At 53.7% G+C, this 13091-nt stretch carries 12 protein-coding genes; 9 read left to right on the top strand and 3 right to left on the bottom strand.

Features of this window, described 5'->3' with window-relative positions:
* Positions 1 to 2: 2 nt before the first annotated feature.
* Entirely contained in the window at positions 3 to 1838 is a 1836-nt protein-coding gene (gene recQ / locus QU597_RS06300; protein WP_310831857.1) for a DNA helicase RecQ, read from the bottom strand.
* A 250-nt stretch (positions 1839 to 2088) separates the two neighbouring features.
* Between recQ and QU597_RS06295 the strand changes: the two genes are divergently transcribed.
* The 5 genes from QU597_RS06295 (at position 2089) to QU597_RS06275 (ending at position 7353) form a co-directional block, all read left to right on the top strand.
* Positions 2089 to 3738 carry a spore germination protein gene (locus QU597_RS06295; RefSeq protein ID WP_441295344.1) on the top strand — a complete coding sequence of 550 codons (1650 nt, stop codon included), beginning with the start codon at positions 2089 to 2091 and terminating at the stop codon, positions 3736 to 3738.
* Entirely contained in the window at positions 3686 to 4786 is a 1101-nt protein-coding gene (locus QU597_RS06290; protein ID WP_310831855.1) for a GerAB/ArcD/ProY family transporter, read from the top strand. The genes QU597_RS06295 and QU597_RS06290 overlap by 53 nt, the downstream gene beginning before the upstream one ends.
* Positions 4783 to 6003: a Ger(x)C family spore germination protein gene (locus QU597_RS06285; RefSeq protein WP_369698839.1), complete on the top strand. Its 1221-nt coding sequence runs from the start codon at positions 4783 to 4785 to the stop codon at positions 6001 to 6003. The genes QU597_RS06290 and QU597_RS06285 overlap by 4 nt, the downstream gene beginning before the upstream one ends.
* Before the next feature lie 28 nt (positions 6004 to 6031).
* The gene (locus QU597_RS06280) at positions 6032 to 6217 is read left to right on the top strand and encodes a CLC_0170 family protein (protein ID WP_310831853.1); all 186 of its coding nucleotides are present in this window, start codon (positions 6032 to 6034) and stop codon (positions 6215 to 6217) included.
* A 104-nt stretch (positions 6218 to 6321) separates the two neighbouring features.
* Entirely contained in the window at positions 6322 to 7353 is a 1032-nt protein-coding gene (locus tag QU597_RS06275; protein ID WP_310831852.1) for an RluA family pseudouridine synthase, read from the top strand.
* 69 nt (positions 7354 to 7422) lie between these two features.
* On the opposite strand, the gene QU597_RS06270 is transcribed toward QU597_RS06275, so the two are convergent.
* The gene (locus tag QU597_RS06270) at positions 7423 to 8628 is read right to left on the bottom strand and encodes a threonine synthase (protein ID WP_310831851.1); all 1206 of its coding nucleotides are present in this window, start codon (positions 8626 to 8628) and stop codon (positions 7423 to 7425) included.
* A 134-nt stretch (positions 8629 to 8762) separates the two neighbouring features.
* Between QU597_RS06270 and QU597_RS06265 the strand changes: the two genes are divergently transcribed.
* The 4 genes from QU597_RS06265 (at position 8763) to QU597_RS06250 (ending at position 12179) form a co-directional block, all read left to right on the top strand.
* The gene (locus QU597_RS06265) at positions 8763 to 9278 is read left to right on the top strand and encodes a hypothetical protein (RefSeq protein ID WP_310831850.1); all 516 of its coding nucleotides are present in this window, start codon (positions 8763 to 8765) and stop codon (positions 9276 to 9278) included.
* 26 nt (positions 9279 to 9304) lie between these two features.
* Positions 9305 to 9700 carry a hypothetical protein gene (locus QU597_RS06260; RefSeq protein ID WP_310831849.1) on the top strand — a complete coding sequence of 132 codons (396 nt, stop codon included), beginning with the start codon at positions 9305 to 9307 and terminating at the stop codon, positions 9698 to 9700.
* 62 nt (positions 9701 to 9762) lie between these two features.
* The gene (locus QU597_RS06255; RefSeq protein WP_310831848.1) at positions 9763 to 10332 is read left to right on the top strand and encodes a TetR-like C-terminal domain-containing protein; all 570 of its coding nucleotides are present in this window, start codon (positions 9763 to 9765) and stop codon (positions 10330 to 10332) included.
* Positions 10333 to 10598: 266 nt separating this feature from the next.
* Entirely contained in the window at positions 10599 to 12179 is a 1581-nt protein-coding gene (locus QU597_RS06250; protein ID WP_310831847.1) for an oleate hydratase, read from the top strand.
* Positions 12180 to 12265: 86 nt separating this feature from the next.
* Here the strand turns inward: QU597_RS06250 and QU597_RS06245 are convergent, their stop codons facing one another.
* Entirely contained in the window at positions 12266 to 12988 is a 723-nt protein-coding gene (locus tag QU597_RS06245; RefSeq protein ID WP_310831846.1) for a DsbA family oxidoreductase, read from the bottom strand.
* Positions 12989 to 13091: the final 103 nt, after the last annotated feature.

Below are 13091 nucleotides of genomic sequence, written 5' to 3'. Positions count from 1 at the left end.
CTTTACATTTCATTTTGAAAAAACTCCAGAAACGGCTTGCCGTATTTCCGGTATTTCACTTCACCTACACCTTTAACCCTCAGCATTTCCGCTTCGGTCTGCGGACAAACCACGCTCATCTCACGCAGAGTAGCATCATTGAAAATAATATAGGACGGCACATGCTCGCGCCCCGCCAGCTCGCGGCGGATCAGGCGCAGCTGCTCGAACACCGTCTCGTTGACCGCAGACGGCGAAAGATCGTAGCTCCGGCTGCGGCTCCGTCCTGAGCCGGCACCTCCGGTAAGCAGCGGACGGGCCACCCGCTGCTGCACCTCACGCTGGCCGCGCAGCACCTCGGCGGCCAGCGGCTGCAGCCGCACGACCGGGTATTGGCCTTCCGACAGCGCCAGATAACCTTCCGAGATCAGCACATTGATGCTCTCGGTAATCTCTTTCTCCGTCCTGCTGGACATCGCACCGTGAGTCGGCAGCTTCTCGAAACCGTACTGCAGCACCTTCTGGTTACGTGAACCCTTCAGCACGGAAGCAACCAGCGCCACCCCGTACCGTTCCCGCATCCGGTGGATGCAGGAGAAAATCTTCTGCGCATCCACTGTCATATCCACCAGCTCACGCTCATCCGTGCAGGAGCTGCAAATCCCGCAGGGCTTGTCCCCGTGGTCTTCGCCGAAATACTCCAGCTGCGCACTGCGCAGACAGCGGGTGGTGTAGCAGTAATCAATCATCTGCTGAAGTTTGCGGTATTCATTGGCTTTGCGTTCAGGGTCCTGCGGATTCTGCTCGATCAGGAACTTCTGTGTCATAATGTCCTGTGCGCTGAACAGCAGGATACATTCACTCGGCTCCCCGTCCCGGCCGGCACGTCCGGCCTCCTGGACATACGCCTCCATATTCTTCGGCATATTGTAGTGGATAACATAACGTACGTTGGATTTGTCGATCCCCATCCCGAAGGCATTGGTCGCAACCATGACACGGATATCGTCATAGAGGAACTTCTCCTGGCTGTCCGCCCGCTCCTGGTCGCTCATTCCGGCATGATAGCGTCCGGCGGAGATTCCCGAGGCCTGCAGCCTCTGGTACAGGTCGTCGACCTCCTTGCGGGTTGCAGCATATACAATCCCCGGCTGGTGAGAGTGGCTGGCAGTATAATCGAGTACAAACTCTCGTTTGTTCTCTCCGCGCAGCACCGACATCGCCAGATTGTCCCGGCCAAGGCCGGTCATGAACACGCCGGGCTGGCGGAGACGCAGAAGCCGGACCATATCCTCCATGACCTCAGGCGTTGCCGTTGCCGTAAAGGCTGCGAGAATCGGCCGCTGCGGCAGCTCCTCTACAAACGGCGATACCGCAAGATAGCTGGTACGGAAATCATGCCCCCACTGCGAGACACAGTGCGCTTCATCCACAGCGACGCAGGAAATGGACAAGCCTGCCATCTCCAGGCGGAACCAGTCCAGCTCCAGCCGCTCCGGTGCAACATACAGCAGCTTCAGCTCGCCCCGCCGAGCGGCGCGGATCCGTTCATTCACTTCTTTGCCGCTCAGGGTGCTGTTAATATAGGCAGCCGGGATCCCGGCTGTTGTAAGGGCGTCCACCTGATCCTTCATCAGTGAAATCAGCGGTGAAATGACCAGCGTCAGCCCAGGCATCAGCAGTGCCGGAACCTGGTAGCAGATCGACTTGCCTCCGCCGGTCGGCATGATGCCCAGCGTATCGCCGCCTTCCAGCAAATGCTGCACGATTTTTTTCTGGCCATCCCGGAAATCGGGATAACCGTAATATTTTTGCAGTTCAGCCTGCGCCTGTTCCATAGTAGGTGCTTGCATCTTCATCTCTATCATAACTCCTAAAAGTTTTGTTGACATATGCTTCTGAGGAAACGCTTCGCAACAAAACTAGCTTCGGAAGCATACACATGTTTCTTTCTTTAGTTTACCGGGCAACCGGGTATTGAGCAACCGCGGGAAGGAGAAATGAGCTCATTCTCTTTGCGGGTTCCATATTCCAATTACATAAAAAAAGCCATTCCAAGCAACACTTTATAGTGATCTTCTAAACTGTCAGTCTAAGGAGGCGGCCGATCTGGAAGCTTGGAAAGAAAAGTATGCTTCATATGTTCAAAAGCAGCAGTCCTGCCCCCCGTCTGCTCCCGGCTCTGACAGCCTAAGCCATAGCCTGACAGACAATCTGGAGTCTTTGCTGACCCTACTGGGTCAAAGCGGCGACCTGGTGGTCCGTGATTTTCTGCTATTCGGAAAATACCCGGCCTCGATGGTCTTCTTCTCCTCACTGGTCAGCCAGGAGCAGATTCAGGAGCATATCCTGAAGCCGCTGATGGCCCGGCCTTCCGGGCATCCCGGCTTTACGGACAACCTTGCGGATATGGTTCATTATATCTGGAATACGGCCGTACAAGTAACACAGGGAACTACGGAGCAGTTAATCTCTTCCCTGCCGCCCGCCATCGTTAAGGGTGAGCTGGTCCTGCTGATTGAGGGAGTGAATGAGGCTCTCCTGCTTGATATGCGGCAGATTGACATGCGCGGTGTAGAACAGCCGCAAACGGAGCAGGTGATCCGCGGACCGCGGGAAGGCTATGTGGAAAAGCTGGAAAACAACCTCGCACTTCTGCGCTACCGGCTGCAAAGTACGGATTTCCGTATCGAAATCAGCCCGCTCGGGACCCGGACCCAGTCACGGGTGGCCCTATGCTACTTGGACAGCGTAGCCGATCCGCAGCTTGTAGCCGAAGCCATGCGCAGAATCTCAATTATTGATACAGACAGTATTATTGATGCCGGATATATCGAGCAGTTTATTGAAGATCAGCCCCTCTCCCCCTTCCCGCAGGTACAGAGTACGGAGCGGCCGGACAAAACGGTGGCTGCGCTTCTTGAAGGGCGGGTGGCGATACTTGTTGACGGCTCACCGTTTGCCCTTGTGGTCCCCGCCCTGTTCAACCAGTTTTTCCAGACCGTCGATGACTACACCGAGCGGTTTATTATGGGCAGCCTGATCCGGCTGATCCGGCTGGTCGCATTATCGTTCTCCCTGTTCTTCCCAGCCATATATGTCTCCGTGATTTCCTTCAATCCGGAGCTGATGCCTACCGATTTCGCCGTCGCAATCTCAGGGGGCCGGGCAGGTGTTCCCTTCCCGGCGGTGATTGAGGTGCTGATTATGGAGGTGTCGATGGAGGTGCTGCGGGAAGCGACCATCCGCCTGCCACAGATGATCGGCGGAGCCTTGTCCATAGTGGGTGTACTCGTCATCGGCCAAGCTGCAGTAGCTGCCGGGCTGGCCAGTCCGATCACTGTCGTCATTGTAGCACTAACAACCATCGGATCCTTCGCTACTCCGGCCTACAACGCCGCGATAGCGCTGCGGATGCTGAGGTTTCCACTTATTATTCTGGCCGGGATGTTCGGTATGTACGGGGGCATGATTGGCACGATCCTGATTATCAACCATCTGTTGTTTCTGGAATCCTTCGGTGTGCCTTATATGTCCCCGTTTATTCCCGGTAACTGGCGCGACTGGAAGGACACGCTCGTGAGGGTGCCTTTATGGTGGATGCGCCGCCGTCCCAGCTTTCTGCATATTCAGGACAGCTCCAGACTTCCCGCTTCCATTCCGGGAGCCTATGCAGACCAGATTCTTCAGCAGGGAGGTGAAGCGGATGAACACTCCAAGGCAGATCACAACGCTGCGGGCGGCAGCCGTGATCAGTAGCACAATTATCGGTGTAGGGATTCTGAGCTTTCCCCGGTATATGGCTGTTGCCGGAGGCAGCAGTGCTCCCTTTGTTGCCTTCTGCGGCATCGTTATTTCTTTCATCAGCTTCTGGCTGCTGGCTTCACTGTGCCGGCGCTTTCCCCGGGAGCCGCTGTTTGTCTTCAGCCGGCGCTTGCTCGGGCGCCCACTAGCATTCGTATTCACTTTGCTGATTTTTCTGATTTTCACCCTGCTCACCGGTCTTACCGTGCGCCAGTTCGGAGATGTAGCTACCACCGTGCTGTACAAGAAAACGCCAATTGAAGCCACGATCTTCCTTATGCTGCTGATCTGCCAGCTGTCGGCCAGAAGGAGTATTATCAAGTTTTCGTATATTCATTTCTTCTATCTGCCGCTGATTATCGGCCCGACTGTTCTGATCACGCTGATTTCCATGCGGAATATCGATTGGCTGAATCTGCAGCCGGTGCTGACGATGCCCTCGGTTTCGTTTTGGAGAGGCGCCCGGGAAGCCAGCTATCTGTTTCAGAGCTCCTTTGTGATCATCCTGCTGGTTCCTTATATGCAAAAACCGAAACAGGCAGTACGTGCAGGCGCACTCGCCATTGCCGTTGCCGGCCTCCTCTATCTCCTGATCGTCATAGCTTCGGTAGGATTGTTCGGCTCGGAAGAGACCAAGCTGCTGATCTACCCGACACTGGAATCCGCCCGCTCCGCAGCCGTTGGCGAAGGGTTTCTGGAACGGCTGGATGCACTGTTTATCGTCCTGTGGGTCATTTCGGTCTACACCACTGTTTACACCACCTATTATTTAGCAGCTGTCCTGCTGCAGAATTTATGTAACTTCCAGGATCAGCGGAGTACCTCTACCGTGCTGCTGCCTCTGGTCTTTATCACCGCCATGCTGCCGTCTAATGTTTTCGAGACCTACACCTGGTCGCTCACCCTGGGGAATGTTTCTCTCATGGTATTGACCGGATATGTAGCTCTGCTGTGGGCCCTGTTCCTGTTCCGCCGGTTCCGTAAGAAAGGAGCGTCAGGATGAAGCTGATCCGGAGGTTTCTCATAATAATTGCAGTGTTAATCATGTCATCATTGCTTCTGGCAGGCTGCTGGGATCAGGTTGAAATTGAGGACCGCGCACTGGTGCTTGGACTGTCCATTGATGCTGCTTCTCCGGAACAGATGGCACAAGAGGAGAAGGTCACTCATCTGAACGAAGACCATCTGCCGAAAGAATTCATCACTGTAACTGCACAAATCGCTGTCCCGGGCCGTGTACCGCTGGGTCCGGGGAGCGGGAGTTCAAGCGGCGGCTCCAAGACAAGTCCGGTCTGGGTAGTTACCGTGGTGGGCCACACACTGGATGATGCGATGAATAATCTGCAGCAGCAGATCGCTGATCCCCGTTATCTCGTTCATCTGCGGGTGATCATCATCAGCGAGGAGATTGCGCGGGGAAGAATGGAAGAGCTGAATGATTATCTGCGGCGCAATCCCGAGATCAGGCGCAGAACCTGGCTGCTGGTCTCAGAGGGCAAAGCTTCAGTATTCATGGATGTAGATCCTCCTTTGCAGAGGGTACCTACCCTATATATCCTGTCCATGATGGAAAAGGCTGTGACCAGCGGGAAATTCCCCCGCGATTATCTCGGCACGTTCTGGTCTGCAGATTCGAAGTTGGGACAAAGCGCCTATCTGCCTTATGTGGCACTGCGTAACAAAGAAAACATTCTCATTAACGGCTTGGCTTATTTTAGCGGCAATCAAATGGTCAACACCACGAAGCCGCTGGAAATCGGCGCATTCATGGCGGTCCAGGGAATAGACCCTGGCGGCTATTCGACCTTGTTCACCACCAAAAATATGGGTATCGTGATGATCAAAACCAACCGCCGCTTTACAAAGGTATCCAGTACCATTCAAGACGGCAAACCTTGTCTTGTGTATGAGCTTTTTTTGGAGGGGGATTTGGATGAGCACTTTGACAGCAAAAAGCCAGTCAATTCCTCTGCCGCCCTGCATGAGATCGAGCTGGAGTTCAACGAGCAGATACAGGGTGTTGTGGATGGTCTGATCCGGCACACCCAGACTGATCATTCCGATATTTTCGGGATGGGTGAAATCATCCGGGCCCGCCATCCGCAGTACTGGAAGCAGCATATTCATGAGAAAAAGGACTGGGAAGAAATCTATGGCGGGATTCAGGTAGAGGCTAAGCTGCATATGCATTTGCGGCGGGTAGGACTGAAAGACAGGTAAAATGAAGCCATTCAAAGGGGGAATATCGATGATCCGATTATTAGCCTGGAGCATTATGGTGCTGCTGTTTGCCGGGCTGGTGCTGCTGGCCGTGGACCGGAACATCTACAGGACAAGCGGCTGGGCCCGGGAACAGAGGCTTACGTCCATCCTGGGCTGGAGCTACACCGTTGCAGCTTTGCTGATCTTGGCCGGTCTGCTGATTTATCTGTAGTACCTCCTTCAGCCGGGAAGCCCATGTGCCACCCGCTCCATAGTATTTCTTCACCGCCCATGGTATATTGAGGAGTACTCTATTATAGGACGGAGAATGTATGCATGAACACGAGAAGAAATCCCAAAGAGGCGTCCAAGCGCGGCGCCAAACCAGGAGCCTCCTCCCCATCACAGTCTAAACCAGGTGCAAGAAGCCATTCTAATAAACCCGCCGGCAAGCTTGGCCAAGCAGCTAAAGCGAAAACACCGGTTCCAGTCAAAACCTACGCCGTAGCTGAGCCTGCCGAGCTGCTCCCTTTTCTGCTGAAGACCCTTACGAACCGCGGACGCAATTCCATTAAGTCACTGCTGGCCCGCGGACAGGTATCGGTGAACGGCAAAGCCGTTACCCAGCATAATTTCCAGCTCCACCCCGGTCAGACGGTAACCGTCGATCTGGAGAAGCAAGTGCAGGCCAAAGAGATGGTCGGACTGACTATCGTCCATGAAGATGATGATCTGATTGTAATCCAGAAGGATGCAGGTCTGCTGTCAATCGCCACGGGTGAAGAAAATGAACAGACGGCATACCGCCAGCTGATGGAGCATGTCCGTCTTACGAATCCGCGCAACCGCATTTTTGTAGTGCACCGGCTGGACCGCGACACCTCCGGCGTCATGATGTTTGCCAAAAGCGAGCAGATTCAACAGAAGCTGCAGAATACCTGGAAGGATACAGTGAAGGAACGCTCCTATGTGGCACTGGTGGAAGGCGCAGTAAAAAAAGCTGAAGGCACAATCAGCTCCTGGCTGAAAGAAACCTCCACGCTCAAAATGTATTCCAGCCCCCACGAGGGCGACGGCCAGCATGCCGTGACCCATTATAAGCTGATCCAGGCGAACCGCCATTTCTCGCTGCTGGAAGTACGGCTGGAAACCGGGCGCAAGAATCAGATCCGCGTACATCTGGCGGATATCGGCCATCCCATTGCCGGAGACAAGAAATATGGTGCACAAACCAAAGCTGTCGGCCGGCTGGGCCTGCATGCCCGTGTCCTATCTTTCATTCACCCGACAACCGGAGACCTGCTGACCTTCGAGAGCCCGATTCCAAAAACATTCCTGAAGTACACCGCACCTGCGCCGACGAACTAGTGTTAAAAAACAAGGGGTGTTCCTGCAGCTTCGCTGCCGGAACACCCCTTGTTTACATGCGCATAAATATTAGATAAACTCGCCGATTTCCAGCAGCGGCGGATCTATCTGCACCGAGTCGGGATATTTAATCCCTGCACCAGTGTTGAGTACAACAACCCGCTCATCAGGCTTAATCCAGCCGTTCTGCGCCAGCTTGCGTGCCGCGGCAAAAGCCGCCGCCCCTTCCGGACAGATAAACGAGCCTTCCAGCCGGGCGATCTTTGCCTGCTCGAGGCTCATCTCTGCATCCGATACAGCAATGGCTGCACCGTCCGTCTCATAAACTGCCTTCAGCACCAGGAAGTCACCGAGCGCCTTCGGCACGTTGATTCCGAAGGCGGCGGTTTCAGAGTCCGGCCAGAACTCCGACCGTTCAGCCTTCTCTTCCCACGCCTTGACGATTGGCGCACAGCCTTCAGCCTGCACGGCCACCAGCCGGGGCAGCCTGCCCTCTAGCCAGCCGATTTCCTTCAGCTCCTGCAGCGCTTTGTAAATACCGATCAGACCTACGCCGCCTCCGGTCGGATACAAAATGACATCCGGCATTTCCCAGCCGAGCTGCTCGGCGATTTCCAGCCCCATCGTCTTCTTCCCCTCGATGCGGTAAGGCTCCTTCAGCGTGGAGGCATCGTACAGTCCCTTGTCCGCAACCTCGCGGGCGACGATTTTACCGGCGTCGCTGATCAGGCCGTTCACCAAATACAGCCGTGCTCCGGCAAGCGCCACTTCGCTGCGTGTGATCTTCGGCGCATCCTGCGGCATCACAATGGTCGCCTCAATGCCTGCACGGGCGGAGTAGAGTGCCCAGGCAGCACCGGCGTTGCCGTTGGTCGGCATTGCCAGCTTCTTAACGCCCAGCTCCTTGGCCTTCGAGACGCCCACCGCCGCACCGCGTGCTTTAAAGCTGCCGCTCGGCACAAGGCTCTCATCCTTCATGAATAAGCTGCTAAGCCCGTAGTCATCACCTAAACGGGGCAATTCAAGCAAAGGTGTCATCCCCTCGCCCAAAGTTACCACATTCGCCTCATCCACTACAGGCAGCAGCTCATGGTAGCGCCACAGGTCGGCTTTTCTTCCGTCCAGCTCTTCCCGGCGGAGGTCCTCTTTCAGCTTGTCCAGCTTATAACGCACCAGCAGCGGTGAACCGCACACGCATAGCTGCTGCACCTTCTCCGCCTCGTAGTGGTCTCCGCACTGCGGACATTCCAGATGTGATAAGTAACTGTAGCTCATTTAAGCACTCCACTTCCTTCATCTTAGTAGAAGAATATACTTGTCTCTCCTTATAGAATAGATCAAATGCGGGAACATTTTCACTCCTTTTTGCGTCATGGTACAATAAAGAGAAATGCCGAGAAGGTGCGCCCTTGTTCCATCCTACTGTTTTTGACAATATTAAAGTTTCCCTTGAGAACCAGCTGTACGATTATGACAATCTGGATGGAATCCTTATCATCACAGACCGCACCGACCTGCTCAATCTGGCGCTGATGTCCAGGGAATTCACATTGTCGTTCAAGCTGAGCGGCGGATACAAAGTAACCTCTGAGGTTGTGCTCCTCTCGTCGGTGAAGGATTTGAGCGATGAAATCCTGGAAACCCCGGGCAGCGATCCCGGCTGCAGTCTCCTGCTCCGCTTTTATATGGAAATTGAAGATGTGGCGCTTCAGTGTCCGGCGATTGAACGCATTCTCTCCGGCATCTGGGGGCCTGATCTGAAGCCTGAGCAGTCACTCAGCTTCCGTTATGGTGCAGAAGGCGACACTTACCACAACTGTATCCAGCTGACGTTCAACCGGCAAATTACCGAAGCGCAAATGGAAGACATTCCTGACCTGCTGAAATATCTGCTGCAAAGCGCGGAAGAGCTGGAAGGGGTATAAACTAAGAATGGGGTGAACCTTTAGCCATGAACTTCCTGCCGCCTGTCAAAAGCAATTCCTGGTTCCGCTGGATGGCCATCTACGGCGTCCTGCTCTGGCTGCTGCTGCTTCTGCACCGTTTTCTGCTGCTGGGCGAACCGTTTAATGCGCTGATTGCCCTGCGTTTTGCCCTGTCGGCCCTGGTCGTTTCCGGACTGATCCATCTTTTGGGCTGGCTAGGTGCCCGGCTGCTCTGGCTATGCTCTACGTCCGGCATTATTCTCGGATTTGTTGTAATGGCTAGCTATACGTACAGGGATATGTCCGGCTGGGAGGATCTGGCGGGATTTCTGTCCTTCGGCATGTCTATGCTGGGAGGGTTCGTCCTGGGCCTGGCTGCTGAAGGAGTATATCTGCTGATCAAACGCCGGCGTCAGGTATAAACCAGCCTTTTTTACTGCATTAGCGTCTGTTACAGGACTACAAGATGAGGTGATCAAAAGCCATGTCCACTTCCTTTCTGACCAAAAATGCGCTTGCCCATTCGTTAAAACAGCTAATGGAGCACACCCCGCTGAACAAAATTACCGTCAAGCATCTGGTCGACGATTGCGGGCTGAACCGTCAGACCTTTTATTATCATTTTCAGGATATCTTCGAGCTCCTGGGCTGGATTTACCGGACAGAAGCGGTGGAGAGCATTGCCAAGTACCGCAGCTACAGCACGTGGACGGACGGCTTTTACCGGATCTTCTGTTATATCGAGAGCAACAGAGCCTTCTGCTACAACACACTGGATTCACTCGGCAGAACCCATCTGGACGCTTACCTGTATGATGTGACGAACGACCTCGTGATGGGTGTGATTCAAGAGCTGTCAGCCGGAATGGAGGTCAGCGGTGAGGACAAGCGGTTTATTGCCAATTTCTATACCCTGGCCTTTACCGGTCTCGTCATTCAGTGGATGCGCGGAGGGATGAAGGATCAGCCGAAATATATGATTGAACAGCTCAGCGTGCTGATTGAGGGCAACTTCACCAGAGCGCTGCATAAATACGAGAAGAAGCTGACGTAACCTTGGGGTGCGCGGCTTTTTTAAATATAAAAATTTATTTGTCTTACGCAATAAATTATCCTTCTATTTCTCGCAGAAACGGATAACGCCTCATAAAGGACGGCTATGCGTTTCAACTTGTTGTCAAAAAACTATACACTTTCTGCCAAATGACCAAAATCCATACACTCCGGCGGTTTTGATTATACCTTATGTGCTACCCGTGTATTACATTAGGGACAGCAACAGAGTTAACAGTAATCAGCAACCCTATGGAGGCGACTTTTGTGAAAAAAGAGTACGGTAACCAGCAGGTTTATTTTGTCGGCGGCGGAATTGCATCCCTTGCAGGTGCGGTTTACCTCGTCAGAGACTGTGATTTTCCGGGACAGAACATTCACATTATTGAGGAGATGAAAATCCTCGGCGGCAGCAATGACGGCGCAGGCGATGTGGAGCACGGATATGTTATCCGCGGCGGACGGATGCTTAACGATGAAGCGTACGAGAATCTATGGGAGCTTTTAAATACAATCCCGTCTATTGACCATCCGGGACAATCGGTGCGGGAAGAAATCATTGCCTTTGACAACGCTAACCCGACTCATTCCAATGCGCGTCTGGTCGACAGCAAAGGTGAAGTGCAGGATGTATTGTCTATGGGCTTCGATATGGCGGACCGGCTGGCGATGGGCAAGCTGATCATTACACCGGAAGAAGCCATGGGCAAGGCGCGGATCAACGACTGGTTCGGCCCGCACTTTTTCAAAACAAACTTCTGGTACATGTGGGCCACCACCTTCGCCTTCCAGCCGTGGCACAGCGCGGTCGAGTTCAAACGGTACATGCTCCGCTTCATGCATGAATTCCCGAGAATTCAAACCCTGGAAGGGGTAACCCGCACGCCGTACAACCAATATGACTCCATCATCCAGCCGCTGCACAAGTATCTGGAGCCATTCGGTGTGGACTTCACCTTGAAATGTACCGTAACCGATCTTCAGTTCAAAGATGGTGACGGCATTACGGTTACCGGAATGAACGTGTCCCGCCAGGGTGTGCCGGATGTTATTGAGGTGCAGGAAGGCGACCTCGTCATTGTCACCAACGGCTCGATGACCGAAGGTTCCAGCCTCGGATCGATGACCTCCTCTCCCCGCCTGAACGGCAAAGGCAGCTCATGGAAGCTATGGGAGAACATCGCCGCCAAGAAGCCTGGACTCGGCAATCCTTCCGCCTTCGATGATCATGTCGATGAATCCAAATGGGAGTCCTTCACCGTGACCTTCCAGGATTCCGCCTTCTTCGATCTCATGGAGAAGTTCACCCGCAACCGCGCAGGCACCGGCGCACTGGTCACCTTCAAGGATTCCAGCTGGTTCATGTCGGTGGTGCTGGCCTTCCAGCCGCATTTCCGGGGGCAGCCGGAGCATGTCACGGTGTTCTGGGGCTACGGGCTGTATCCGGATAACGTCGGCGATTTCGTCAAGAAGAGAATGTGCGACTGTACCGGGGAAGAAATTATGCAGGAGCTGATCGGCCATCTGCATTTTGAAGCACACAAAGATGAAATTATGGCCACCGCCAACTGTATTCCCTGCATGATGCCGTACATCACATCCCAGTTCATGCCGCGGCTGAACAGCGACCGTCCGAAGGTTGTGCCGGAAGGCTCGACCAACCTGGCGTTCATCAGCCAGTTCTGCGAAATCCCGGATGATGTCGTGTTCACCGAGGAATATTCGGTAAGAGCGGCGCGGCTCGCCGTTTATACCTTAATGGGTGTTAACCGCCCTGTTGAACCGATCAATCAGTATCAATATGATGTGCGGACACTTCTTTCGGGTCTCGTGACTTCTTTTAGATAGAAAGATAGCTGCATTGCCAAAAAGCCCGCCCTCCAGCGAATGGAGAACGGGCTTTCTTCGTTTTGAGCTAGGCAGCTATCCGCAGGTCAGATGCTGCAGGAACCGTCATCGCAGCCTTCCGCGTCAGGAGCCTGGGACTTGGGCTGTCCTACAACCTGCAGCTCCGGCGTTTTCTGCTCCTCGGCCCACACGGTGTCGAGCACCTCGGTGAATACCGGGCCGGGCTGGGCTCCGGATACAGCATATTTATTATTGAAAACGAAGAACGGCACACCGGTGACGTTTAATTGCTGAGCCGCTGCGATATCCTGGTTCACTTCATCTGCATAAGCACCGTTTTCCAGCACTGCTGAAGCTTCCTCTGCATCGAGCCCCGCCTCTGCGGCAAGAAGGGCCAGAACTTTGTGGTCCCCAATATTCACAGAATCGGTAAAGTACGCTTTAAGCAGACGTTCGGTCATTTCTTTGGCTTTGCCTTTGGTAGCTGCATAATGGTTCAAACGGTGAGCGTCAAAGGTATTGGTTGGAACCACTGTATCAAAGTTGAACTGCAGACCGACGCCACTGGCCTGGTCCGCCAGCTGTGCATTCATTGCCTGCGCTTTATCGCGGGTCATTCCATACTTGGAAGCCAGCATGTCATGGATATCTCTGGTTTCATCCGTCCGGGCAGACGGGTCCAGCTGGAAGCTGCGGAACACTACCTCCACCTTGTCACGATCTGCAAATTGGCTGAGCGCGTGCTCCAGCCGTCTTTTGCCGATATAGCAGAAGGGGCAGGCATAGTCAGACCATACATCTATTCTCATTGTGATTTCCTCCTAATGGTCAGGTATCTTGAGTAAAGAGTCTACTTATAAGTGACATCAAATTCATTAACAAAAAATATGTCACTTACAATTATATAGTTAT

It is taken from the genome of Paenibacillus pedocola (genome assembly GCF_031599675.1).
In the GTDB taxonomy this organism is placed as follows: domain Bacteria; phylum Bacillota; class Bacilli; order Paenibacillales; family Paenibacillaceae; genus Paenibacillus_AQ; species Paenibacillus_AQ pedocola.
This window is presented reverse-complemented; position numbering and strand designations above follow the sequence as displayed.